This is a genomic window from Pseudomonas sp. S49, from assembly GCF_009866785.1.
In the GTDB taxonomy this organism is placed as follows: domain Bacteria; phylum Pseudomonadota; class Gammaproteobacteria; order Pseudomonadales; family Pseudomonadaceae; genus Aquipseudomonas.
In genome coordinates, this window is the sequence record NZ_CP019432.1 from 3,605,835 (window position 1) to 3,630,685 (window position 24,851).

The window sequence follows — 24,851 nt, forward strand, 5'->3', positions numbered from 1 at the left end:
CCCGTTCACTGCTGAATGATATGAGCCAAATGAATATCACCACCATCGACCTCAACCTGCTGAAAGTCCTCGAAGCCCTGCATGAAGAATCCAGCGCCAGCCGTGCAGCGCTGCGTCTGGGCGTCACGCAATCGGCGGTCAGTGCGGCGCTGCGACGGTTGCGCGATGTCTACGGCGATCAATTGTTCGTACGTACCGGGCGCGGGTTGGCACCGACACTCAAGGCCAATCAATTGAAACCGGTGGTCAGTGAAGCGCTGAACAAGTGTCGGCAAAGCCTGGCAATGGTCGACCCGGCAGCCAATCAATACGAGGGTCGCTCGGTTACCGTAGGGCTGTCGGACGACTTCGAGATTGCCTACGGTCGCCGGCTGATCGGGGAAATCGCTCGCAGCGCACCGAAGTTGCGCCTGATCTTTCGCCAGACCCACAGCCAGATCGTTGCTCGCGCCTTGATGGATCGCAGCATCGACCTGGCGATCACCGCCGGTGGTTTTGCCGAACGTTTGCTCAGTCGTCAGGTGTTGGGCGAAGGCGGCTACGCGTGTCTGGTCGATCCGGCGAGCCTGGCGCCCGGCCAGCAGCAGATCGATCTTGAGGAGTTCGTCGCCCGCGAGCACATTCTGGTGTCGTCCGGCGGTTTTATCGGGATTACCGATGAAGGTCTGGCGGCGCTGGGCCTGAGCCGACGGGTGTGCGCCTCGACCACGCATTTCGCCGCGCTGCCGTATCTGCTCAAGGGCAGTCGGGCGGTGGCGACGATTCCGGCGCATGCCGCCGAGAGCATCGCGGCACTCAGCGGCCTGGCGCTGCTGCCCTGCCCGCTGAAATTGCCGCGTTATCCGATCGAACTGGGCTGGCGCACCAGCGCGCAGATCGATCCGGTGGTGGTCAAGGTTCGCGAGGTGATTGTCGCGACCTTCACCTGAGGCATTACTTGTTGGCGGCCATCAGTCGATTGACTTCACTGCGCACCATGTTGGCGAACTCCGGCGGCGACATGCCGTCCAGTTCGGCGCGGACCCACTCGGCCCACTTGCCCTTGCGCTTGCCACGCTCGCCGAACAAACGCGCGGCTTCGCCTTTGGCCTTGCCGAGGTTGTTTTGCCAGAGTTCGAACAGACGGGACTTCTCGTCCTCCAGTGCGGCGCGCTCTGCGAGTGATTTGTCGGCCAGATTGAAACTCATCGGGAATTATCCTGCTGCATAAAATGGCGACATCTTACACGCTCGACGGAAATCTCCCGCGCAGGTTTTTCTTTCTGGCTTAAATTCAGTGCAACTTTTTGCTCAGCGCCACACTCCATTGATCACTGTCCATTCAACTGCAAGGAGTCATCCAATGGCCCGCAAATCCGCCGTGCAAGCCGCCGAAGATCAAATCAAGGATCAAGCCTTCAGCGAACTTCAGGCTCTGATCGAAGAGTCCGACAAACTGCTCAAGAGCAGCGCCTCACTGGTCGGCGAAGAAGCGGAAACGCTGCGCGGACAGATCGCCCTGAAACTGCAGCAGGCGCTGGATTCGGTCTCGAGCGTACGTGACCGCACCAAACCGGCAGTCGATGCCACCGAAAGCTACATCGGCGGTCATCCATGGCAGACCGTGGCGATCTCCGCCGGTTTCGGTCTGGTGGTCGGCTTGTTGCTCGGCCGTCGCTGAGTCAAACGCATACTAAAAAGGCGAACCCACTGGGTTCGCCTTTTTATGCCTGCATGTTTTTGCCGGTTTTGAACCAGATCTGGGCATTCAAAACCCGAGTTCAGCTCGATCTCTCACGTCGGCGCACATCTCCCATTCACCCCGGTCAGTCCCCTCTCCCTCCGGGAGAGGGCTAGGGTGAGGGGCCTTTGCTCTTTGCTCACACCCCCGCCAATTCGCGCAACTGCGCCAATGTCTGCGCCTCCAGCACAATGCCCTCAGCCAACGATTTACTGCGTTGCCAATGCCGACGATCCCCCGGCAAACGCTTGAGCCCGACGCTGTGCATCTGCCGCACCAGTTCACCACTGCGTTCGGCAAAACCCTGCCCGGCGGCCTTGCTCGGGTCGATGACGATCAACAACTGTCCGGTCCACGGCGTTTTCGCCCCGGGATGATTGGACCAATCGAACTCGAAGGAAAAATTGCCTCCCGTCAATGCTGCAGCCAGCAGCTCAACCATCATCGACAGCGCCGAACCTTTATGGCCACCGAACGGCAACAGCGCCCCGCCCTCAAGAATCGCTTTGGGATCCTGAGTCGGCTGACCGAGGCTGTCCACGCCCATTCCGACCGGCAGCCGTTCGCCTTTGCGCGCAGCAATCTGCACGTCGCCATGGGCAATCGCGCTGGTGGCCAGATCGAAGACGATCGGTGCGGCGCCGGCCCGTGGCGCGGCGAAGGCAATCGGGTTGGTGCCGAACAGCGGCCGGTCGGCGCCGTGGGGCACCACGCAGGTCATGCTGTTGACCACACTGAGCGCCACCAGACCTTCGTCAGCGAACGGCTCGACGTCCGGCCACAATGCGGCGAAGTGATGCGAGTTACGAATCGCCAGCACGGCGATCCCGGCGTGCCGCGCCTTTTCCACCAGCAGCGGCCGAGCGGCGGCCAATGCCGGCTGAGCGAAACCGTTACCGGCATCGACACGGACAAATCCCGAGGCAACATCTTCGACTTGCGGCACGGCGTGCCCGTTGACCCAGCCGCTGGCCAGGGTCGAGACATAACCGGGAATGCGGAAAACCCCGTGACTGTGGGCACCATCGCGCTCGGCGCCGGCGCAATTGGCGGCCAGCACTTGCGCGACTTCAGCGGAGGTGCCGTGGCGCAGAAAAATCGTTTCAAGCAGTTGCGTCAGCGCTTCGAGAGACAACGAGGACGAAACAGCAGAGGACACATGATCGTGTGGCGCAGACATCTGAAGCTCCAGAATGATTATTGGAGGGAACAACAGCGTATGGACGACTAGCTCACCGATTAACCATGGCTCAGCTGCCGGCTGTCAACCTTTCGATTGCTCAGCCATGACTGGCATCGCTGTCCTGGCACATTTCGACTCGGTGCGTGCGGTAACTATTTACCGCCAGTGCGCCCAGTCACGTCTCTATTCTTGCGCTCCCCGGCCCCAACGCCTCCGCTCCGAGTCTCGATGATGTCTACGCCCCTTGCTCCACTCCTGTTTCCGGATGTTCTCAAAGCTCCCGACCAGCACGCTGACCTGGCTACCGCGCAGGGTCTCAACAGCAAAGATTTCAGCTGGCTTGCGCATGTGGAACTCGCGACTCACACGTTGCGCAGTGAACAAACCCCGCCGATGTTGGCCGAGCGCATTCTGCTTAACGCCGACAGGCAATTGGCGGTGCCGCTGGCCGGGAGTTTTACTCTCGGCGCCGGGCCGGATGATGGCGGTGTGTTCCTCTACACCCCCTACGACGGCCTGAAGAAATACAGCGATCAGCAAGCGCTGCTCGAAGCGTTGCAGACGCGCCTCGACAACGCTGACGAACAGGATGATCTATTGGCGTTCCTCAGCGTCTCGCTGCGCAAGGAACTGGTGGAAAAACGCGGAATCAGTCTGACCCTTGAAACGATCGAAGGAGACGTGTTCGAGGATCAAAAAGCGGCGATCAACACGTCACAGGATTTGTCCACGCGCGACCTGCTGGATGAGCTCAAACGTCTGCCTTCGCTCACCACCCTGCTGGAAAAGATTCTCGACGAACTGCTCGAACCTCACTTCGCGGGTCTGCAACAGTCACGCACCCGCGTCAGTTTTTTCGCCGACACCGCGCCCCTCTCCGGGGATGTACGGCAGTGGGTCGATTCGCTGTCGCTGAGTGAGGCACTGCTGCTGCACTTCCGCCGCCAGGGCTGGCCGCATGGTCAGACAGCCGAATTTTCCAATCCGGCTCGCTCCGGCACAGATGCTGACCAGGCAATATGGGCGGATGCAATCAAGTCCGCCTCGGGAAAGCTGACCATGCTGTTGTTTCGACAGCTCGAGGTTTACTGGAATGCCGCCGCTTTTGAAGGTTCCCCCAGACGCACATTCTTCAGCCGGACGTTGCTCGATCAAGCACGTGCAGACTTACTGCTCAAGCGCGAAACCGACATCCTCGAGGCGAAGGAATTCGAAGCCCTTCACAGCTTGATACGGGAGCCGGACAGCGCCGTGCGGCGTCCGACCTTCGAAACGGTATGCCTGGGCGAAGAAACCACCTATGTCGAGTTGGCTGGATCGCTGATGATCAACCATGACAAGGCTTATCTCTACACCCCCACCCAAGGCGTGCAAGTACTCACCGACTACGCCGACCTGCGCCAAACGCTGATCGCCAAACTCAATGCCGCCGGACATGAAGATGAGCTGTACGGGCTCATGAACCTGGAGGAGCGCAATCGCTACCTGGGCTTCGCCAATGCTCAGGTGTCCGGCGAAAACATAGCCGGCGATATCATGGCAACACTGATGGAGGCGATTATCACCAAGCAACGCCAGAGCGTTGAATTCGCCTTGCAGCTGTTTCGCCAAAGCGAACGCCGTACTGACATTCATGCATTTTTCGATAAGGCGCTGGATATCCGTTCGATGATTCACGAGCGCTTGGTCAGGCTAGACGTCAATGAGCGCTGGAGCACCCGCCCGCTGTTCTCCAGCGCACCGCCCTCGTCATTGGTCCAGGCCGACAAAGCTGCGCAACTGGCGACAACGTTAGAACGAACACTGGAAAATCTCACCGACAACTTCAAGGGCCAGCCGACCGCGAGCAGCGCTGAACAACGGGTCTTTCTCGAAGGCATTCGATGGAAACTGGCGCAGGCTTTCGAGGATGGAGTGCGCGGTGAAGCGCACATGAGAAATCTCGGCGACTCCTGGCCTGCAGCGGAACGAAAAATCGTCGATACCGTATTCGACGCAAAACACGCAACACGCATGGACCGCCAGTCACTCAACGGTTTCCGGCCGGATGCGTGGGCGCTCAACCTCACTTGCGAGGGCCGAAGTGGCGTGCTGTCACTCGCTCACTGTGTGTTGCTGACCGAGCGCGGAGGCATGGACGTAGCGCACTCCGGGCGCGCCATCTTGTGGACGCCCGCCATCGGCCTGGAATCGTTCGACAACATAGCGATTGCGCAAAAACAATTGCAACAGCGCCTGAACGACAACAACCAGAGCCAGACGCTGCTGGAAAACCTGCCGAAGACGCAACATCGGCTGGATCAGCAATACACGCTGGGCACCTTTCAATTGATTGAGGGCAACGTGTTGAACGACCGTATGCAATCGGCCATTGACCACTATCTGGACCATTGCGAGGCGTTACGCGTTTGCATAAAGGATGAGGACTCACTCGCCGGTTTTCTCGACAAACTGAAAAACAAGGTCATCGAGACCAATCTGCGCCGGGCCGTTGAGCTTGCCAGGACTGTTGCCCGTCATCTGGATTTCCCCGATTGGCTGCGCATGGCCCCGGTCGCGGAACAGCGTACCCAGCTCGCACTGCTGGATGAGTTGCGCCGCTGCTTTATCGATGGCAAGGATTTTCTCGAGGGTGTGCCCGCGTTGGACAGCCACGTCGAGCAGACTTTGAAAACGCTGCTCGACAGCAGATTTCCGAACAACGGCCTCAAGCCACAAGACATCCGCATCACGCCGAATCTGACGCTGGCCGGTCCTGCCTGCAACCTGCTCGAATTTGCTCTGCACCACTACAACATTGTGCAGGGCACCGGGTTCAAGGTTGCCTCGAATACCACCGCAGGGTTGCCGGCAAAACTCAATCAGTCCGCCGTCCGCCAACTGCTGCAATCCCTCGATATCAGCACCACCTACACGCAGAAAGTGAGCGAGGCGCTGTCAGCTGACAGTGAGTCTGCGCGCACCAGCAAAGAGCGGTTTTTACGTCAGTTGCCCTGGCAGTTGATGCAGCATGCGCACGCGATGAAGTTGCAGCAACAATTGTCAGAAACCGGCTACGACTTCATTTGTCAGGTTCTGGACATGCCGGACGGAGTGGCGCGTGCAACGGTAGAGGGCGCTCACGCCATTGCCAGTCCACTGTCATTGATCAAGACCACGGGGGCTGACCTGGTCGATACCCTCGGGCTTTATCTCATCGGGCCCGGCGCGGGGCAGACAGGGCCACAGGTGCTGTATGCCCCCTACTCCAAATACGTTTTTCGTGAGTTCGAGAATGAAGCGCAGTTGATCGATGCATTGAATACACCGGGACATTTCCAGGACCTGATCATCCGGCGCCTGCCCGCCGGCGAGCAGTCCGCGTTCAAAAACCTGCTGAAAACGACGATTGGCAAAACCAGTGAAATCAAACTGCAAAGTACGCCCATCTCCGGCAATGTGCTGGAGCGGCTGCACAAGGATACGCTCAGCCTTTTGCCGCAATTACTCGGTTGCCAATCGCAGATCAATGCGCAAGCGGACTGGGAAGCGGCAAAGTTTCTATTCAGTCACGGTGTCCGTCTGGTTCCGCACGTTTTGCCGGGGAAACTCGCTTCCCTGGTTTTTCTTTGGAAAAGCTACGAGGATTTCAAAGAGTCTGCCGAGGAGCTTCAGCAACATCATTGGGCAAATGCCTTGAAAAGCTTTATCTCGGGGGCGATTTCCCTGTTCAGTCTGGGTCGTTTTTCCTGGGAAACAGCGGCGGAAAGTGAAACGGCCGAATTTGCTGTCCAGGCGCAGGCTAGCGACGCAAACGCGGCAGCCACGGCCCCGCCGCTCTGGTCGAAAGTCCCACCAGCTACGCCCTCCCGCGTTAATCTGCAGCCCTTTGAAACCACCACAGCGCTGGAAAACTTCAAGCTTGAAACCAATAAACTTGTCTATGGCAGTTCGTCGAGCACGCAAAAGTTTGCGGCGATCGCTGGCAAGGTCTACCCGGTGGTCAAGGATGAAAAGGTCTGGTATTTGAGCAAGAAAGACGGCGGACAAGGACCAACCCTTGAACAGAAAAACTCAAGGCTGGTACTGGCACCCGCGGGTCAGCCTGTTCATCGCTGTCGATCCAAACGCAACCGTGTGCAAGCTGACGTTGAACGCAGCCGTTCGATACTCATGTATATCCAGGCTCAAGGGATGGCACAAATCAATCGGCGCTATCCGGCCAGAGCCTTCGTGATCCAGCAAGCTGTCGCTCGGGCAAGAGAATACGCGCTGAATTGTCTGCATAACTTCGTCATACATCGCGACAATCTGGGCGGCACTCGCGTGGAAGCCGTACTCAGAAATTTTTTCGACGTGTTACAAGTCACGCCCACGCTGCTCAGAAAAGTAGAACAGGTGATAATCCCCATCTGCCGCGAGCTGACGGACCCAGCAGATGATCTGCTCTATACGGAGCGCTTTTTCGCTGGCTTGAATGCGCGCTATGGCGACGATACGGTTGCATTTGTCTTCAAACAAGACCGGCGGAAGATAGTCCACCTGACCGAACTTTTCTTTAATCCGCGCCTGGATCCCTACACCGCTTTCCTGCCTCCCAGATTCAATGTTGACTCCCATGCTCGCGCGGTCACGCTGATCCACGAGCTTTCTCATTTGGTTTGCGATGCCGAAGACTTCGACTTCGTGGAGGCGATGAGTCCATACCCTGACCTTATAAACACGACAACCGCTGAAGGTGCGGCTCTCCAAGCGGGTCTGGAGCGTGAGCGCAAATCCTTGTCCCGCTCTGCTGCGCCTACGCGCTTGTTTGCGGAGAAGAGCAAGAATGGGGTGTGGGTAGACATGGACCAGGTGCCAGCACGGGCCGAAGATTACAAAAAAATTCTCAAACTGACCAAAACCAGAAACCTTGCAGATGCACGTAAAGCCTTCCGCGATCCAGTCTCTGCCGACGCACGCATCGAGGTGAAAATGGCCAACGCTGACTCGATCGCACTGTTCATCAGCGAACTGGGCAGGGTGCTGGACCCTCCTCCGGCCCCGATACCTTTACCGGCGCCAGGCTCAAGCCAGACAGGATCCTCGCCAGCATTGCCGTAACAACCGCAACAGACATACGCCGGCTTGCAGCCGGCGTATGTTTTACAACGCGTAACCAGGGTGGTTAATCCTTCTGATCCCGCAATACATTGCCTGAAGCGCCGTCGATGCGGAACTCGTAGACAACACCGTCAGCCTTGCGCCCTTCGCCTTTCCAATAGCCATTGTTGTCGGCTTCGATCTCATAGACCTCGACATAACCGGCCTTGGTCTTGACGATCTCGATGGCTTTTTCGATGGTGATCCAGCCTGCGCCCGGCCGATCGGCCAGCGCTGCGCCTGCGCTCAGCAAGCCGGCAGTGGCAATTAGCGCTGCGATTGTCTTTTTGATCATTTTTTCACTCCATTTATGGATAGTAGTCGTTTGCATCCTGCTTTTTTGGGTGCCGGAGCGAAAAATAAGTTCCACTTTGATGGGCAATTGCCATGACGAATGTTCTCGGTAACTTCCCGACAAGGTTAGAATGTGCGAAATCAGGACGAGTCAATGACCCAAGACACTCTCTCGGAAGCCGAATACGATGCGATCACCGATGCCGCCGCGCATTGGTGCATGCGTGTGCACGCCGCCGACTGCACCGATGAAGATCGTCGCGCATTCAAGCAATGGCACGACGCCCATCCGCTGCACGCGTTCGAATATGAAGCCATGCTGGAAATCTGGAACGTGGCCGAACATTTGCCACGCCCCGCATCGGCCACCGCCCTCCCGGCGCACGGGCCCGCGCAGCAGCCTTCGCGCTCGTGGCGCCAGTTTGCTGTAGCAGCAGGCGTGTGTGCGCTTGCTCTGCCATTGGCAGCCTACACCGGCTGGAACCTGGGCTGGCTGCCCGACAGTTACGAGCATTTTACCGCCACCGATAATGTCCGACAGGTGACGTTGGGCGATGGCAGCCAACTCGAACTGAACCTCAACACCGATCTGACCTTCAGCAATTACAAGGACGAACGCCGCGTCACCCTGAAAAAAGGCGAGGCGTTCTTTACGGTCAGCCACGACATGTCCCACCCGTTTGTCGTTCGTGCAGGCGAAGGCAAAATTCGCGTCACGGGCACGCGTTTCAATGTCTGGATGTATCAGGATCAAGTGCGCGTGAACCTGATCGAAGGCTCCGTGCTGGTCACCAGCGATCGCTCATTGCCGGGCGATGGCCTGCGCCTCGGTCCATCGATGCAGGCGCGCTACAAACACGGCGACTACATACCGCAGATCAGCCAGACCTACTCCGGTGACACGTCACTGGCCTGGCGCAACGGCAAACTGGTGCTGGACAACCTGGCGCTGAGCGAGGCCCTGCCACTGATCAATCGCTATCTGAACAATCCTTTGGAACTGGCTGACAACAGTACCGGTACGATTCGTGTGGGTGGCATCTACAACATCAAAGAGCTGAACAACCTGGCCAACAGCCTGCCCAAGGTACTGCCGGTCTGCCTGAGCCGTAACAAGGAAGGTAACCCGGTGATCAACTCGATACCGCAACAACCGCCAAAAAGCTGAAGGCCGCACCCTTTGCAGGATGCGGCCTTCAGGCTTGATGCCTTTAATGCTCGGGCTTACTGAGCGGCGACTTTCCCCGCCTTGTCCAACGCCTCGCGAACAGTCTGCACCTGGTATTGCGGGTCAGCCTGAATCTGCTGCTCGGTAAACGGCAGCACACTCCACTGTTTCTTCGAGAACGCCTCGGTCTGATCCCGCGAATACTTCGACGCCGGATCGCTCGACAGCGAGAACGCCAGCAACCCTTGGGCGTGCGGGCCCTTCTCATCGAAGGTCACGACTTGCAGGTAGCTGGTACCGCTGACCACTTCAAGTTTGCCGTCTTCACGCGGCACGCTCTGAATGGCGTTGTAAATTCCCAGCGTACCCGGGCCGCCGTGAATCGGCGTCTGTTTCCCGCCACTGCTGACCACCTGGATGTCACCCCAGCGGGTTTGCGGCTTCAAACCCATTTTCTGGCTCAACTCGACCGACGCCAACATGGCTTCACGCAGCGCCTTGGCCACCGCCGGCTGCTCGACCGCCAGTCCACGTGGCGTGTGTTGCGCATCTTCAGGATCGAACGCCACGCGCCAGACGTCCGGCGAAGCCTGCAGCGCCTGCATGATGGTCTGGAAATGCACCAGGCCCAGGCCTGAATCGAGATTGGCGCGGCCATCCCATGCCTTGAGGCTGACGCAAACCGGCTTAAGCGCCTGCGCGTCGGTGCCAAGGTCAGAGGCACAGAACTTCAGCAGATCCGGGATCACCTGAGTCGCCAGGTACACCTGATCGTCCATCACCATTTGTTGCAGATCCTTCACCGCCAGCGGGCCTTTCTTGCTCAGCGTGCCCAAACGATCCAGCGCAAACCGCGAGCGCAAGCCCAGCGGCTGGCCGTCCTGACTGATCAGTGGCGAGAAACCGGTGAGCGGTTGCGCCGGGTTGGCCAGCCACGCCGAATCGTTGGAGTGCTGGACGAAGTCCTTGCGCAGCAGTTGCGGTAATTGGCTGGAGGCATAAATGCCCTTCTGCGCAGCTTGTGGGTCAATGTCCCACGCGCAGGCACTGTTGGAGCCGTCCAGCACGATCATTTTTGTGCCGATACGCGGATCACTGCACTTGGCCAGTTTCTCGGCGTTGACGTTCGGCACTACTGACAAGTTCATATACAGCGTCTGGCCTTTGTCATCGACGGCCAGGGTGTTGACCCACGGAATACCCTGAATCTTGTGCACCGAATCCTGCAGTTCCTGAAGCGTGGACGCCTGATTCATCGCGTACCACTGATTCAGCACCCGATCATTGTCGAGGTTGGCATCGCGCAGGCTGTAGGCGAACCGATTGTCCCAGTCGAGCTTGCCCGGCCATTGCACAATCGGCCCGAACTGCGAGCTGTAGATATCCCGCGAAACCGGCACCACTTGCCCGTCAGCCTGTTTCACCTGCACGGTGACGGTCTGTTTGTTCAACGGCAGAGATTTGCCATCGAGCAGATAGCGTGTGGAATCCTTCGGATCGAGTTGCAGCCGATACAACGTGAAGTGTTTCGACGAATCGACCGTGTGCGTCCAGGCCAGATGCTGATTGAAGCCGATATTGATCATCGGCAAGCCTGGCAAGGCAGCACCCATGACATCGAGTTTGCCCGGAATGGTCAGGTGCATCTGATAGAAGCGCATACCGCCAACCCAAGGAAAATGCGGGTTGGCCAGCAACATCCCGCGCCCGTTGAACGAGCGCTCACTGCCCACCGCGACAGCGTTACTGCCTCGATCAAGTGCAAAGCGCTGCTGACGCGCATCGGCCAACTGATAAGCCTGCACGTCGTGTTCGATCCCGGCTGTCGCTTGCGGCGGCGTGGCGCCGGCCAAAGCCTCGGCAAACTGCCCAACGCCGCCCTCGACCAACAGACGGCGGGTCAGCTTCACCAGATCTTCCGGTGCGATCTCACGCACCCACTCACCCTGACACTGTTGCGGCAAACCTTGCTGGCGACGCTCGGCCAGATAACGGTTGTAACCGGCGGTATAGCCTTCGACCAGATCACGCACCTGCGCAGGTTGCGCCTGCCAGAATGCCTTGACCGCTTCAGGCGTATTGAGCCAGGTAAAGAACACATCGCTGACCCGGTTTTCGCGCTGCTCGACGGTGAACTGATCCGGGCCGAAGTAACGGGAACGCTGGCCATTGACCGTCACAATCTCGTTGGCCAACAGGCACAGATTGTCCTGCGCATAGGCATAACCGATACCGACCCCAAGCCCACGCTCGTCCTGCGCACGAATATGCGGCACGCCAAAAGCAGTACGGCGAATATCGGCGCTGACATCCGTGGCCGGGCTGAACGCATGAGCCGAACAACTCAGCCCAAAAACCACGCCGGCCAAGGTCAGTCCGGTTAACTGTCTGGAAATAATCACGCTCGCTCCTGATCGACATGCCAAAGAGCGGATCCGGTGCTAACGCGGACCCGCCCTGGAAACACCCACGCGTCCACGCGCAATGAGCCTGTCGAAGAAACGAAGTCAAAGAAAAAAATTTAGACCCTCCAAACGACCCCCCAAACGCAAAATCAAAAGCCCCTCACCCTAGCCCTCTCCCAAAGGGAGAGGGCACTGATCGAGGTGACTGCCAGAGCTACGCCGACCTGAAATACCAAGTTGAACTCAATGAACCAGATCAAAAGCCCCTCACCCTAGCCCTCTCCCAGAGGGAGAGGGCACTGATCGAGGTGATTACCAGAGCTACGCCGACCTGAAATACCGATTTGAACGCAATACTGAACCAGATCAAAAGCCCCTCACCCTAGCCCTCTCCCAGAGGGAGAGGGCACTGATCGAGGTGATTGCCAGAGCTACGCAGACCTGAAATACCGAGTTGAACTCAATGAACCAGATCAATAGCCCCTCACCCTAGCCCTCTCCCAAAGGGAGAGGGAACTGACCGAGGTGACTGCCAGAGCTACGCCGACCTGAAATACCGAGTTGAACTCAATGAACCAGATCAAAAGCCCCTCACCCTAGCCCTCTCCCGGAGGGAGAGGGCACTGATCGAGGTGATTGCCAGAGCTACGCCGACCTGAAATACCGAGTTGAACTCAATGAACCAGATCAAAAGCCCCTCACCCTAGCCCTCTCCCGGAGGGAGAGGGAACTGATCGAGGTGATTGCCAGAACTACGCCGACCTGAAATACCGAGTTGAACTCAATGAACCAGATCAAAAGCCCCTCACCCTAGCCCTCTCCCGGAGGGAGAGGGAACTGATCGAGGTGACTGCCAGAGCTACGCCGACCTGAAATACCAAGTTGAACTCAATGAACCAGATCAAAAGCCCCTCACCCTAGCCCTCTCCCGGAGGGAGAGGGAACTGATCGAGGTGATTGCCAGAGCTACGCCGACCTGAAATACCAAGTTGAACTCAATGAACCAGATCAAAAGCCCCTCACCCGCTCCTAACCACTCAACAGGATGAGCGTTAGCTCGGCTGCAGCTTTTGATCTGCCGGCCCCTTCGGCAGGCTGAGTGGAGGGATTTATCCGGGGGTGGGAGCACAGCGACCGTTCGACGAAGTCGAACACATCGAGAGGAGGTGCAGCGAAGCAAACCGTAGGCGATGCCCCCGGATAGATCCCGGAATGAAGGAACCCGAGCCACGGCGAGGGCCGAACGCCGGGGCCCAGACCTTTGGTTCCTTTGGGGCGTTTGCCAAAGGGACTCGCTGTAAGAGCGAAACCGCCAGCGGCAACACCCATAACAACGGATATTCACCCAAACCCCCAAGAGCATGGTCGGCCCAAAGGCCGCCAAGCCCAAAGCAACTGCAATCGACAATCACAAGAAAAAGACAAACCCCCGACAAATTTTCTACATCTTTTCTTTCATGATTTGTCGTGCTGATACGTCTTGTCTTAGAGAGCGCAAAAAAACCATCCCGATCAGGCTCTGAAAAGGAGTAATCGCATGTACAACTCGCAACTACCAACGGACGGTAGCCAGGCACCCAAAGGAGTTTCCATGAGCCCCCACGCGAGCGATTTCGGGCAACGCGTCGAGCGTCACGGCAACGAACGCATCCGGCTGCTGCTGAAAAGTTTCGGCCTGCGCACCAGCCTGATTCGTCTGAAAGTCATCGACGCCCTGCTGGTTGCCGCACAAAGCGAGCGACGTCTGGGCGTGCGCGGTGTCCACAGCCAATTGCTGGATCTGGATATTCCGCTGTCCTTCCTCAGTGTGCGCGAAGTGCTCAAACGGCTGTGCGCCGAAGGTGTGATCACCTTCAATGATGACAAGAGCTACAGCCTGCATCCACAGGCTGCGGCCGTCCTCAACAACGATTGAAGCGTGCGGCAAACGCCGTCAAGGCTTGACCTTGCGGCGCATCACGCCGTTGATCACCACCACGATCACCGCTACACCGATGGCGACGAACTGGAATGTCTTCTCCGAAATCATTCCGGCGTTTTGCAGCCAGGACAGGCCAAGCATGATCGCCAGCACCGACACGGCAATCAGAATCGAATAAATCAAGCGTTGCTTGTGGGTCATTGCGGCTTCCTGAAACGTTGAAATGTATCTGCTTTGTATCCGCTTGCATGCCATGCACTTACCGTTCTACGGGGATGCATCGTGGCAATCGGGGTCTCATGTTACAGCCGATGAAGAGTTTTGGCTTCATGACGGCGTAACCATGAGGAACTTTCAAAATGCTGCGTCGAATCACCTGGCTGATTCCCGTTCTTGCCCTGCTGACCCTGAGTGGCTGCATCATCTTCCCCCACGGTGGCTGGCATGACGATCACCACCGTTACTACCAGGGTGGCCCTGGCTACTACCAACATCGATAGAACAGGATTGTTCGCCCTGCCCGCTTGCCGATAAGCAGATGGCGGCAGGAAATCAACAAGTCCGATCAACTTCAAACAAAGCCCGCCCTGTTGCGGGCTTTTCTGTTTTTGCCGTGGCGGCTGCCACGCACTCGTAACTAGCGCTTAGCGGCAACTCGGAACCCACAAAACAAGTTGCAAGCATTTGAAATCTAATGTCGCAGCAAAAAAATAGGTCATGCAAGCCCCTGCAACTAGTCTCTGGCAACTTTCCTTTCACTCACTAACAGGGACGTTTATGCAGAGAACACTGATACAAATCGGGCCGCGACAAGTGCTCGGATTTTGTTTTGCGCTAAGCGCTTTTGAACTTCTGACGTATATGGCCAGCGACTTGATCATGCCGGCCATGCTGAGCGTGACAACTGATCTTCAGGCCGATGTGCGGCATGTTCCCAACGCCTTCAACCTTTATCTGATTGGCGGTATCTGCCTGCAATGGCTGATCGGGCCATTGTCCGATCAATGGGGGCGACGGCGGGTATTGCTGAGCGGTTGCGCATTGTTCGCAATGGCCTGCGCCGCTGCGTTTTTCACGAAGAGTATTGAAGCCTTCAATCTACTGAGACTGCTGCAAGGCATGGGCTTGGGTTTTGTGGTCGCGGTCAGTTACCCGGCCCTTCAAGAGGTCTTCTGCGAGGCCGATGCGGTGCGCTTGATGGCGCTGCTCGGCAACATCGCCCTGCTGTCACCGCTGGTGGGGCCGCTGCTGGGCATTCTGTTGTTGCAATGGTTGTCCTGGCGCGAACTGTTCCTGGGCCTGGGCCTTGTAGCGTCGCTGGTCTGGCTGGGACTGTTCGTCTACATGCCGGAAACGGTCGGGGTTACGCGCCGCGATGGACAGCTGCAACCCGCGGTACGTTTTTCCTGGCGCCAGACCTGCCAGCGCTACCGCGTCTTGTTCGGCAATGGCCGATTCCTCGCTGCCAGCCTCGCGCTCGGGCTGATGAGCTTGCCATTGATTGCCTGGATCGGCCTGTCACCGTTGCTGCTGATGCAGTTGCTCGGGCTGTCGCCGGTTGAATATGGCTTGTGGCAGATTCCGGTTTTTTCTGCAGTGATCGCCGGCAACCTGATCCTCGACCGCTTGCTCGCGACTCACTCTTTGCCCCAGTTGATCCGCTTGGCGCTCTGGCCATTTTGTCTGGGGCTGCTGGCGCTGATCGGCAGCGCGCTGTCTGGCGCTGGCCTGGGCCCGGTGGTCGCCAGCCTGGCGCTGTACGCCGTCGGCTTGGGCATGAGCAATGCCGCACTCTATCGGCTGGCGTTATTTACCAGCGATGACAGCAAAGGCCTGGTCTCGGCGCTGGTCGGCATGATTTCGATTGCCGTGATGGGTGTCGGCGGTTTGCTGATTGCTGCCCTCGGCGGTGGCGCGCGCCTCGAACTCTTCGCGCTCTTCGCCGCGTTCAGCGGCCTGTTGAGCCTGCCGTTGGTGCAGGGATTATTAAAAGGCTTACACGCCGATTCCACCGCCGCTCAATAAAGGAATATTGAAATGAATCAGTTTCCCGCCAGCGATGCGCTCTGCGCGTTGCCACACCCCTATTGCCCGGACTCGGTGCCTGCGGGCCTGTTCGATCGGGCCATGACCGAGATCAGTCGATACCATTGCCAGCACACTCCCGGTTACGCCCATTGGCTGAATGCCAACGGTCTCGACGTGGAAGAGCTCGACGCCCTGCAAGACTGGTCGCAACTGCCACCGATTCTGGCCAATTTTTTCAAACAGCAACTGTTGCTCAGCCCGACCGGGGAGAACGCCCTGGAACTGACATCGTCCGGCACCAGTGGGCAGAAAAGTCGCATGCGTTATGACCCGCGCAGTCTGTCCGGCGCGCAATTCATGGTCGAACGAATTTTTAGCCATTACGGCTGGAACTCCGCCGATACGCCGTGCAACTACCTGCTGCTGAGCTATGAGCCGCAGGGCGCCATCACGCTGGGGACGTCATACACCGACCAGTTCCTCTGCCGGTTTGCCCCGGTCAATCGCGTCGCCTACGCCTTGCGCTGCACCGGTGACAGCCACCAGTTCGATCTGTTCGGGGTCATCGCGGCCCTGCAATCGTTCGCCGAAGAAGGCTTGCCGGTGCGCATTTTCGGCTTCCCGGCATTCCTTTGGCAGACCTTGCAGCATATGCAGGCTAACGGCGTGCCTGAGTTGAAGCTGCCGGACGATTCGCTGGTGTTTTTTGGCGGCGGCTGGAAAACCCGCACCAGCGAGGAAATCCCCAAACTTCAACTGTACGGGCGCATCTCCCGGCAACTCGGCATCCCGACAGCGCGCTGTCGAGACGGTTACGGTGCGGTCGAGCACGCGGTGCCTTACATCGAATGTGCCCACCATCATTTTCACGTTCCGGTTTACGCCAAAGCGTACGTGCGAAATCCGCTGGATTTCTCCGTGCAGCCCTACGGCCAGCAAGGCTTGCTGGGATTCGTCTCACCCTACATTTCATCCAGCCCGGCGCACGCGGTAGTGATGAGCGATCTGGCAACGCTGCACCCCGGCGCAAGTTGTGGCTGTGGCCTTGCCTGTGACTGGTTCGAACTGCATGGCCGCGCGGGCACCACTGCCGGCAGAAGCTGCGCGATGGCCGCAGCGCAATTACTGGGGAGTCACTGACATGTACCTGATCAACGGAGAACTGCACGCGGACGTCGACCTCGACAATGCACTGGCACTGCTGCATCAGACCTTGCCGCAACACCTGAACACGCCGCTGGACAGCGCCACCGTACTGACCGCAACCGCCAACTTTGCCCAACATCTGCGCAGCGCCGAGTTGCCGCTGGATGACGCGCAACGCCAGGCGCTGATCGACTTCTGCCAGCCTCGCACTCTGCAAACCAAGCTTGAAAGAGAATTGGGCGATCAAGCCGCAACCCTGCGGCGTCTCGATTATCGGCAATCGCACTTTGAACGCTGGAGTCCGCTGGGTCTGGTGGTCCATGTCACACCGGCAAACGCGCCACTGCTGGCGTGCTGCGCGATGATCGAAAGCCTCTTGGCCGGCAACATCAATTGGCTGCGTCCCAGCCGCAGCGACCACGGTTTGACGGCGCGGGTGCTGCACGCGTTAGTGCAATGCGACCCCAGCGATCAGCTGCGCTATCACGTCGCCGTGCTGCCGGTGGCAACCGAGCAGATCGGTCGTTTGTGCAAAATGGCCAACGGCGTATCGGCGTGGGGTGGCGAAGCGGCGCTGCAAGCGATCCGCCAACAGCTGCCACCCGGTTGTCGCTGGATCGACTGGGGGCACCGCATCAGTTTTGCCTATCTGACGCCGGACGCAGCCTCGCCGCAGGCACTGGAGGCGATCGTCGATGAGGTTTGTCGACTGGATCAACAGGCCTGCTCCAGCCCGCAGTGGCTATTGGTCGATAGCGATGATCCTATCGTTCTTGAGGACATCGGCTGTGCATTGGCCAAAGCGTTCGAGCGGCGTGCCGAGCACTGGCCGGCGCTGGTCCCGACCGTGCAGGAAGCCAGCGAAATCAGCAGCCACGGCATGATGACGCGTTTGAGCAGGAGTTTTTCCGGAGTCACGGCGCAGGTCTGGAGTGCGCCGGGCTGGCGCGTTGTCTGGAGCCACAATGAGTTGCTCGCGCCCTCGCCGCTGTTTCGCACGCTGCTGCTCAAGCCGCTGCCACGCGAGCGCCTGTCGCAAACCCTGCTGCCTTGGCGCAACGTGTTGCAGAGCTGTGCGTTGGTGTGCAGCGAAGCACAGATCGCAGAACTGTCGCGGACACTGATTGCGGCGGGCGTCAGCCGAATTGCACCGATCGAGGCGATCCATGACGGCTATGACGGCGAACCCCACGACGGCGTTTACGCGCTGCAACGCCTGAGCCGCCGTGTGTCGGTGAGCGTCGCGGCGACGCAACTGCCCAGCCACATGACCCTTGATCGAACACCTTGTGCGCTGCACCCGACGAACGTGCCGATCACCGACAAAGAAGCGTTTATCGCACGACCGACGACAGCGGCGGCGCAGCTGTTTTTCCGCTCCGGCGGCAGCAGCGGCACACCGGCGTTGTCGGGATTCAGTTACCACGATTTTCAACGGCAAATGCAGGCGACAGCCGACGGGTTGTTCGCGGCGGGGCTCGATCCGGCCCGCGACAAGGTGATGAACCTGTTTTTCAGTGGCGGTTTGTATGGCGGCTTTTTCAGTTTTGCCAAAGTCCTCGAACTGCTGGGCGCCACCCACCTGCCCATGGGCGCCCCCGCCGATGATGACTACAGCGATATTGCACAAGTAATCATTGAGCAGCGTGTGACTGTATTGATCGGCATGCCCAGCACCCTGCATCGCTTGTTCCTTAACGAACAGCAGCGTCTGAGCCGTTATGGCGCGATTGAAAAAGTGTTTCTCGGTGGTGAACACATCAGTGATCAGTGTCGTGAGCTATTGCAACGCTGCGGCGTCTCCAGCATTCGCTCGGCGGTGTACGGCAGTGTCGATGCGGGGCCATTCGGGCATGCCTGCGTCGCCACCGGCGATGGTGTGTTTCATCTGATGGACACCATCCAGCATCTGGAAATCGTTGCCCTGGAGGAGGACGTTCCGGTCGCCGGCAATGAAATTGGCCGCTTGCTGTTCACCTCAAAAGCACGCGAGGGCCAACGGGTGCAACGTTATGAAGTCGGCGATACCGGTCGATGGCTGCCCGGCGCCTGCGCATGCGGACTGAATTCGCCGCGCTTCGAACTGCTGCAACGGCACGGCCGACTGTTGCGCATCGGCACCGATTTCATTTGCCTGAATGAACTCGCCGGGCACCTGCAAGCACCGTTTCAGTTGCACCTCGATCACGCCCCTGATGGTCTGGAGCGCTTGCTGATTCGCAGCTCCGGCGAGCCTGCCGACATCCTCGGCCGACTGCTGAACTACTCGACGCTGGCCGTTCTGCAGCGCACCGGACTGCTCACGGTTGAAGCGCAAACTTGCGAGCCGCAGCAGTTCTGCAGAAACCGACACAGCGGAAAAATCCCGTCAGTCATCGACGCGCGCCGTTAAGAGCACTATCGCCTACGGCGGCCATCATCCAGGACAACATCATGAACACAACACTTGAGTTAAACGCGCTGGTCGCTTTTGCCCGTGAACATTCAAAGTATTACGCCAGACATTTGCATCACGTTACAGCGCAGGTCAGCACACTGGATGAACTTCCGGTCATCGATCCGCAACACTACTGGGCAACCAGCCAGAACTTCGACCAATGGCCCGTACTGACATCAACGGTTGAGCGCGCACTGGTGTTCAAGACCGGAGGAACATCCAGCGCCGGTAAACTTTCGGCATTTACCCGCGAAGAATGGCAGACACTTGTAAAAGACTTTGGCAGCCATCTCGGCAATCAATTGAATCCCGGAGACCGGGTGGCAAATCTGTTCTTTGTTGGCGATCTGTATGCCAGTTTCATTTTTATCCATGACGCACTGGCGCAGGAAACGGCGGGTGTCACCGAGTACCCGTTTACCGGTGATGTCGACCCTTTTGTGCTGGCAGATTCCATCCATCAGCACCGGATCAACGTGCTGGCCGGTGTGCCCGCGCAATTGCTGGCGTTCGCCGGCGTGCTGGAGCGCCAGGCGCAAACGCTGGTTGAAGTCGAGACCATACTTTATGGCGGAGAAAGCCTGTTCGCCGGTCAATTGCAGTTATTGCAGCGGGTGTTTCCCAACGCGCGGATCGCCTCCATCGGCTACGCCAGTGTCGACGCTGGTTTCATCGGCGCCACAAGCCGCGATTGCGCCTTGGGTGAACACCGGATGCTGGCCAGCCACAGCCTGCTGGAAATCGTCGACGAACACACCGGAGAAGTGATCGAAGAATGCGACCGCAGCGGGCGACTGCTGATCACCAACCTCACCCGTCGGCTGATGCCATTGATTCGCTACCCCGTGGGCGACCTCGCCTGTTGGCGAGAGCCGGCCACGGCGGCCATGCGCAAGTTTGCCTTGCTGGGCCGCAGCGCAAGCAGTCAGCGCGTGCGAGTAAGCAGCCTGACTCTGCTGGTCGAGGACATCACCAGAATCGTCCAGCGCAGCACCGCCAGCGACGACTGGCAACTGGTCATCAGCCAATCGGCAAACGTCGATATCCTGCGTCTGAAGTGGGTGCCCGACGGGCTCAACGCTGAAAGCACTGACGCCGGAAAAACGCTGCACCGTGAGTTGATCGAGCATTACCCGCTGATTACGCAACTGTGCGTTGAGGGCCAACTTGAACTGCAGGTTGTCCATTGCACAACCGATGAACTCGCTCGACATCCGCGCTCCGGCAAGCGGCAACGAATCGTCGACCTGCGCATCTACGACACCCAACGCCCGGAGCAACGCCCATGGACGACTTGACGCTGCGCAGCTATCGAAGCACCGACGCCGGAGCTGTCAGCCGCCTGTTCCGGGAAATCTATGGTGATCACTACGTGCAGCCCCACGTGTATTTGCCGTTGATGATCAACCAGAACCATGGCGATGGGAGCTGGCATTCACTGGTGGCGCAGTCCGGCAAAAAAATCCTCGGTCACGCCACGTTATGCAGAAACCCCGGATCGTCCACGGCGGAACTGGCATTGAGCGTGGTCCATCCGTCGACCCGCGGGCAGAACATCGCCACGCAGTTGGGCTCTCGGCTATTGATCCATGCCCAGGCGCTGGGATGCCATGGCGTGACGATCAAACAGGTGACGCAGCATCCCTACACACAGCGCATGGCTGACAGGCTCGGTTTCTGCAGCAGCGGCTTGCTGCTCGACTATTGCCCCTCGCCGTTTGGCGAACCGCTGCCGGAGTCCATCGTCATCGGCTACACGCCGATTGATGGCTACCGACGACCGCTCCCGGCACTGCCATGGCCGCAAAGCTGTGCCAGGTTCATGGAGCATTTGTGCGGGGTATACGGGACACAGGACAAAGAGCCGCCCTGGGTGGGGCCGCAGATCCATGTCGAGCCCTGTACCGGGCGCTATGACGTCATGCTGAAAAAACTCGACAGCAGTCTGCTCAAGCAGCTTCAACGACTGCCTGCCCACTGGTTGATCTCGATTCGGCTAAGACTTGCAAACGGATTTGCCTGTGCCGTGGAGAGCCTGACGGCGATGGGTTTCACCTTCACCGGGATTGCCCCGAATGACCGCTGCGCGGGTTGGCTGGCGTTGTTTCATCGGGGCTATCGCCCGCGCTCGCTGAAGTTACATTGCCCGCACATGCAGCGTTTGCATGATCAGGCGCAATCGCAAATCGCAGCGCACGCCAAGGAGGCGTCGCCGCCGGCTTGAGCAACGGCCGGCCCATCGGTGTCGCCCGTTCAAACCAGGAACGGGCGACAACTGATCAGCTTACGCCTTGGCCTTGACGCCCTGATCGACCGGTTTAGGCGCGTTGCCATCACCATAGTTCTTCAGGTTCTGCAGGACGTAGATCGCTTTCTTGAACTCGGGAATCAGGTTTTTGCCGTAGGCATTGCCATTGAGACCATTGTTCTGGATAGCGTCGAGTTGGGTGGCGAAATATTCCAGTGCGTTGAATTTGGCGTCGATGTCTTTGGTCACGCCAAAACGGTCGAACTTGTCCCCGGCGGCTTTCAACGTGAACGAAGTGACCTCGGAGATCAACCCGCGGCTACGCAGCATCTCGCTCAGATTACCCAATTGTTTTACCGAAACATTCGCCGGATCGAAGCCCTTGATCGCTTTGCGCATACCCTGCTTGTCCATTTCGGCAGTGTTCAGCGCGTTGGGATCGTTGCCGACCATGTTGAGCATCTGCTGCACTTTGACGCTCTGGCTGACTTGTTTCTTTGCGCCGGTGTCGCGTACCAGAAGTCCTGCCTTGGCCTGCCAGCCGCCAACGTTACCGATCGTCATGAGAAGACTCCCTGTGAAAAACCATAAAAATTCCGTGGGCAATGCCATCAATGGCGGCGAGTATCAGCGGGCGAACTGATGGCACCAACCTCTTTCTGCACATTTTTACAATTCTTGTACATTCTCGATACAAAAGCAAAACAGCCCGTAAACCGTGACCCAGAGCTGTCATGCCAATGCAACGAAAATGACTTTTTCCCGCGATCAGGCACGTTAGCCACAGCACCTGTATCGGGTCTGATACCGACCAGTCATCGGCACCGGTGTTTTTTAGGACGCCAGTACCTAAAGGTTCCCGGCACATCGACGATACGCTGTGGATACCCGCACTGTTTTACCCCTGCCCCCTAATAAGAAACGCTGCTCAAGGACCGGTCTCCATGCCCGCATTCCGTACTATTTCGGCTCGCTACACGCTGTTTCTGGTTCTGTTCATCCTGCTGCTGTCGGTGTTGACCGTGGTCGGCATCAGCCAATTGGTTGCCCCCAAACTGCGTCAGACCGAAGAACAGGTGGTCCTCAACCGCATCGCCGAAGTGGCCGAGCAGATTCAGGGCGAGTTGAACAAAGTGCAGGCGCAACAGCGCAGCATCACCCAGACGATTCCGTTGCTCGATAGCGCCGCCATCGACACGGTGTTGCCAGGCCTGGTCGATCAGTACGGCGAGTTGAAGGTGTTCGGCGGCGGGATCTGGCCGCTGCCGGGGCAGCGTGAGGCTGGGCGCAACAAATTCAGCACGTTCTGGCACCGCGATGCCTCGGGCAAACTGGCGGTGAATACATTCTGGAACAGCGACGCTGCCCCCAACTATTACGACCAGAGCTGGTACAAGGGCGGTATGGCCACACCTCGCGGCCAATGTGCCTGGGCGGCCGCATACAAAGATGACGCCAGTGCCGAGCCGCGCACCAACTGCGCCATGGCCATCCAGAAAAACGGCAGTGCCTGGGGCGTGTCGACCATCGACGTCACCCTCGGCTTTTTCAACGATCTGGTGGCGCGCAAGGAAAAAGACCTCAACGCCGAAATGCTCATCGTTGAAGCCGACGGCAAGATCATCAGTAACAGTTCACGCATCAGTGGCCCGATCGTGCTGAAGAACATCAGCGAACTGGCCGGCACTTCAACCTTTGCCAGCCAGGTCAAAGCCGGCCTGCAAAACCGCGATCAGGCTCAGCGCGTCGAGTTCGACAACAACGGTGATGCCAGCACCTTCTTCATGCGCCCGATTGAAGGCACGCCGTGGTTCCTCGCCACCGCCCTGCCGACAAAAATGCTCACGGCCCAGCGTGATGACGTCCTCAGCACCCTGAGCCTGTTGCAGATTCCGCTGGTGATCCTGCTGGTGCTGTTGCAGGTCTACGCGATTCGTCAATTGGTGCAGCGCATGAAAGCGTTGAAAGCCAACATCGACTTGCTGTCCAGTGGCGATGCCGACCTGACCCGACGCATTACCATTCGTGCCGAAGATGAACTCGGCGCCATCGGCCATTCGGTCAATACCTTCATCGCCTATCTGCAAAACATGATCGGCGAAGTCACCCAGGCCACCGGCGCCATGGCGTCCAGCCTCGACAACCTGCAACGCACCTCGGCGCACACCAGCCAGATCCTCCTGCGTCACGCCTCGGAAACCGACCAGACCGTTACCGCTATCACCGAGATGAGTTCGACCGCAGAAAGCGTTGCGCAGAATGCCGCCGAAACCGCAGCGTTCACACAGCGCGCCAACGAAAACGCCGACCGTTCCCGCGTGGTCGTGGGCGAAGCCACCAACAGTGTCGTGGCGCTGATCGATGAAGTGGCCAGTGCTACACACAAAGTTGAAAACATGCAGCAGGACGCTCAACGCATCACCGAAATACTCGGGGTGATCGGCGCGATCGCCGGCCAGACCAACCTGTTGGCGCTCAACGCCGCAATCGAAGCAGCTCGCGCCGGTGAACAGGGCCGGGGGTTTGCCGTGGTTGCCGATGAAGTCCGCGCCCTCGCCGCGCGCACGCAGGCCAGCACCTCGGAAATCAACGAGATGTTGACGCGTCTGACGCAGGGCGTGAGTTCGTCGGTCAGCGCCATGGAAAACACCCAGGCCAGTTGCCAGTCCGCCGCCGATGCCACCGCACGGGTCAACTCGGGTCTGGATGAAATGGCCGGTTCGGTCAGCCATATCAACAGCCTCAGCACCCAGATCGCCACCGCCGCCGAGCAGCAAAGCGCGGTGACCGAAGAGATCAACCGCAGCATGGTGCAGATCCGTCACATGGTCGATGAGCTGGTGCAGAGCGGCAAAGCCAGCGAACTGAATACCCGCCAATTGCTCGAAGCCAATAGCCGGGTGAGCGCGATCATGGGGCGTTTCAAAGTCCGCTGATTCATGCAGGAATTTCTGCCAACCCGATAACCCCTGTGGGAGCGAGCCTGCTCGCGAAAGCGTCCTTTCAGTCACTGCATCCAGTGCCTGACACACTGCCTTCGCGAGCAGGCTCGCTCCCACAGGGTTCGACGGCGTTCACACCATCGCCAGATGTGGCCACCTGACAACTTTGTCATCTCGCGCTCAGCAACCTGTCAGCCTTGATCTACGATCATCCTGCCAGCCTGCCTTGCAACAACTG

18 protein-coding genes are annotated in these 24,851 nt (G+C 58.5%); 12 read left to right on the plus strand and 6 right to left on the minus strand.

All coding sequences use genetic code 11. The annotated features are described in order from the left end of the window. The first annotated feature begins 20 nt into the window (after positions 1-20). Entirely contained in the window at positions 21-929 is a 909-nt protein-coding gene (locus PspS49_RS15910; RefSeq protein WP_160040279.1) for a LysR family transcriptional regulator, read from the plus strand. 4 nt (positions 930-933) lie between these two features. Here the strand turns inward: PspS49_RS15910 and PspS49_RS15915 are convergent, their stop codons facing one another. Further along, positions 934-1,188, minus strand: a complete 255-nt coding sequence (locus tag PspS49_RS15915; RefSeq protein WP_007917411.1) for a hypothetical protein — start codon at positions 1,186-1,188, stop codon at positions 934-936. A 154-nt stretch (positions 1,189-1,342) separates the two neighbouring features. Between PspS49_RS15915 and PspS49_RS15920 the strand changes: the two genes are divergently transcribed. Beyond that, the gene (locus tag PspS49_RS15920) at positions 1,343-1,660 is read left to right on the plus strand and encodes a DUF883 family protein (RefSeq protein ID WP_016982860.1); all 318 of its coding nucleotides are present in this window, start codon (positions 1,343-1,345) and stop codon (positions 1,658-1,660) included. Positions 1,661-1,859: 199 nt separating this feature from the next. Here the strand turns inward: PspS49_RS15920 and PspS49_RS15925 are convergent, their stop codons facing one another. Next, positions 1,860-2,900: an Ldh family oxidoreductase gene (locus PspS49_RS15925; protein WP_160040282.1), complete on the minus strand. Its 1,041-nt coding sequence runs from the start codon at positions 2,898-2,900 to the stop codon at positions 1,860-1,862. Between the two features lie 234 nt (positions 2,901-3,134). Here PspS49_RS15925 and PspS49_RS15930 point away from each other — a divergent pair, with 234 nt between their 5' ends. Next, complete coding sequence (locus PspS49_RS15930; RefSeq protein WP_160040285.1) at positions 3,135-7,985, plus strand: DUF6543 domain-containing protein; 4,851 nt, start codon at positions 3,135-3,137, stop codon at positions 7,983-7,985. Positions 7,986-8,049: 64 nt separating this feature from the next. Here PspS49_RS15930 and PspS49_RS15935 read toward each other — a convergent pair whose 3' ends face one another. Further along, the gene (locus tag PspS49_RS15935) at positions 8,050-8,319 is read right to left on the minus strand and encodes a PepSY domain-containing protein (protein ID WP_127927934.1); all 270 of its coding nucleotides are present in this window, start codon (positions 8,317-8,319) and stop codon (positions 8,050-8,052) included. Between the two features lie 153 nt (positions 8,320-8,472). On the opposite strand from PspS49_RS15935, the gene PspS49_RS15940 reads away from it, so the two are divergent. Continuing rightward, on the plus strand, positions 8,473-9,486 hold the full coding sequence (locus PspS49_RS15940) for a FecR family protein (RefSeq protein ID WP_160040288.1): 1,014 nt from the start codon (positions 8,473-8,475) through the stop codon (positions 9,484-9,486). Positions 9,487-9,542: 56 nt separating this feature from the next. Here the strand turns inward: PspS49_RS15940 and PspS49_RS15945 are convergent, their stop codons facing one another. Further along, positions 9,543-11,888 carry an acylase gene (locus tag PspS49_RS15945; RefSeq protein WP_160040291.1) on the minus strand — a complete coding sequence of 782 codons (2,346 nt, stop codon included), beginning with the start codon at positions 11,886-11,888 and terminating at the stop codon, positions 9,543-9,545. A 1,540-nt stretch (positions 11,889-13,428) separates the two neighbouring features. Here PspS49_RS15945 and PspS49_RS15950 point away from each other — a divergent pair. Continuing rightward, positions 13,429-13,806, plus strand: a complete 378-nt coding sequence (locus PspS49_RS15950; protein ID WP_127927942.1) for a fe2+ zn2+ uptake regulation protein — start codon at positions 13,429-13,431, stop codon at positions 13,804-13,806. An 18-nt stretch (positions 13,807-13,824) separates the two neighbouring features. Here the strand turns inward: PspS49_RS15950 and PspS49_RS15955 are convergent, their stop codons facing one another. Further along, positions 13,825-14,013, minus strand: coding sequence for a hypothetical protein (locus PspS49_RS15955; protein ID WP_038363103.1), 189 nt, complete (start codon positions 14,011-14,013; stop codon positions 13,825-13,827). 158 nt (positions 14,014-14,171) lie between these two features. Between PspS49_RS15955 and PspS49_RS29700 the strand changes: the two genes are divergently transcribed. The 6 genes from PspS49_RS29700 (at position 14,172) to PspS49_RS15980 (ending at position 21,647) form a co-directional block, all read left to right on the plus strand. Next, on the plus strand, positions 14,172-14,312 hold the full coding sequence (locus PspS49_RS29700) for a hypothetical protein (RefSeq protein ID WP_007918111.1): 141 nt from the start codon (positions 14,172-14,174) through the stop codon (positions 14,310-14,312). A 277-nt stretch (positions 14,313-14,589) separates the two neighbouring features. Then, positions 14,590-15,837, plus strand: coding sequence for an MFS transporter (locus tag PspS49_RS15960; protein ID WP_127927944.1), 1,248 nt, complete (start codon positions 14,590-14,592; stop codon positions 15,835-15,837). 12 nt (positions 15,838-15,849) lie between these two features. Further along, complete coding sequence (locus PspS49_RS15965) at positions 15,850-16,980, plus strand: acyl-protein synthase (protein WP_160040294.1); 1,131 nt, start codon at positions 15,850-15,852, stop codon at positions 16,978-16,980. Between the two features lies 1 nt (position 16,981). Further along, a complete protein-coding gene (locus PspS49_RS15970) occupies positions 16,982-19,378 on the plus strand; it encodes an acyl-CoA reductase (protein WP_160040296.1) in 2,397 nt (798 codons plus the stop codon). 41 nt (positions 19,379-19,419) lie between these two features. Beyond that, positions 19,420-20,721, plus strand: coding sequence for an AMP-binding protein (locus PspS49_RS15975; protein WP_150775643.1), 1,302 nt, complete (start codon positions 19,420-19,422; stop codon positions 20,719-20,721). Further along, complete coding sequence (locus tag PspS49_RS15980; RefSeq protein WP_160040298.1) at positions 20,709-21,647, plus strand: GNAT family N-acetyltransferase; 939 nt, start codon at positions 20,709-20,711, stop codon at positions 21,645-21,647. Before PspS49_RS15975 ends, PspS49_RS15980 begins: the two co-directional genes overlap by 13 nt. 60 nt (positions 21,648-21,707) lie before the next feature. Here PspS49_RS15980 and PspS49_RS15985 read toward each other — a convergent pair whose 3' ends face one another. After that, complete coding sequence (locus tag PspS49_RS15985) at positions 21,708-22,235, minus strand: hypothetical protein (RefSeq protein WP_127927954.1); 528 nt, start codon at positions 22,233-22,235, stop codon at positions 21,708-21,710. Between the two features lie 380 nt (positions 22,236-22,615). Between PspS49_RS15985 and PspS49_RS15990 the strand changes: the two genes are divergently transcribed. Further along, the gene (locus tag PspS49_RS15990; protein ID WP_160040300.1) at positions 22,616-24,607 is read left to right on the plus strand and encodes a methyl-accepting chemotaxis protein; all 1,992 of its coding nucleotides are present in this window, start codon (positions 22,616-22,618) and stop codon (positions 24,605-24,607) included. Positions 24,608-24,851 lie beyond the last annotated feature (244 nt).

Bases quoted from the DNA above. Each gene is read 5' to 3' on its own strand.
- PspS49_RS15910 (WP_160040279.1), top strand. From the start codon at position 21: ATGAGCCAAATGAATATCACCACCATCGACCTCAACCTGCTGAAAGTC.
- PspS49_RS15915 (WP_007917411.1), bottom strand. From the start codon at position 1,188: ATGAGTTTCAATCTGGCCGACAAATCACTCGCAGAGCGCGCCGCACTG.
- PspS49_RS15920 (WP_016982860.1), top strand. From the start codon at position 1,343: ATGGCCCGCAAATCCGCCGTGCAAGCCGCCGAAGATCAAATCAAGGAT.
- PspS49_RS15925 (WP_160040282.1), bottom strand. From the start codon at position 2,900: ATGTCTGCGCCACACGATCATGTGTCCTCTGCTGTTTCGTCCTCGTTG.
- PspS49_RS15930 (WP_160040285.1), top strand. From the start codon at position 3,135: ATGTCTACGCCCCTTGCTCCACTCCTGTTTCCGGATGTTCTCAAAGCT.
- PspS49_RS15935 (WP_127927934.1), bottom strand. From the start codon at position 8,319: ATGATCAAAAAGACAATCGCAGCGCTAATTGCCACTGCCGGCTTGCTG.
- PspS49_RS15940 (WP_160040288.1), top strand. From the start codon at position 8,473: ATGACCCAAGACACTCTCTCGGAAGCCGAATACGATGCGATCACCGAT.
- PspS49_RS15950 (WP_127927942.1), top strand. From the start codon at position 13,429: ATGTACAACTCGCAACTACCAACGGACGGTAGCCAGGCACCCAAAGGA.
- PspS49_RS15955 (WP_038363103.1), bottom strand. From the start codon at position 14,013: ATGACCCACAAGCAACGCTTGATTTATTCGATTCTGATTGCCGTGTCG.
- PspS49_RS29700 (WP_007918111.1), top strand. From the start codon at position 14,172: ATGCTGCGTCGAATCACCTGGCTGATTCCCGTTCTTGCCCTGCTGACC.
- PspS49_RS15960 (WP_127927944.1), top strand. From the start codon at position 14,590: ATGCAGAGAACACTGATACAAATCGGGCCGCGACAAGTGCTCGGATTT.
- PspS49_RS15965 (WP_160040294.1), top strand. From the start codon at position 15,850: ATGAATCAGTTTCCCGCCAGCGATGCGCTCTGCGCGTTGCCACACCCC.
- PspS49_RS15970 (WP_160040296.1), top strand. From the start codon at position 16,982: ATGTACCTGATCAACGGAGAACTGCACGCGGACGTCGACCTCGACAAT.
- PspS49_RS15975 (WP_150775643.1), top strand. From the start codon at position 19,420: ATGAACACAACACTTGAGTTAAACGCGCTGGTCGCTTTTGCCCGTGAA.
- PspS49_RS15980 (WP_160040298.1), top strand. From the start codon at position 20,709: ATGGACGACTTGACGCTGCGCAGCTATCGAAGCACCGACGCCGGAGCT.
- PspS49_RS15985 (WP_127927954.1), bottom strand. From the start codon at position 22,235: ATGACGATCGGTAACGTTGGCGGCTGGCAGGCCAAGGCAGGACTTCTG.
- PspS49_RS15990 (WP_160040300.1), top strand. From the start codon at position 22,616: ATGCCCGCATTCCGTACTATTTCGGCTCGCTACACGCTGTTTCTGGTT.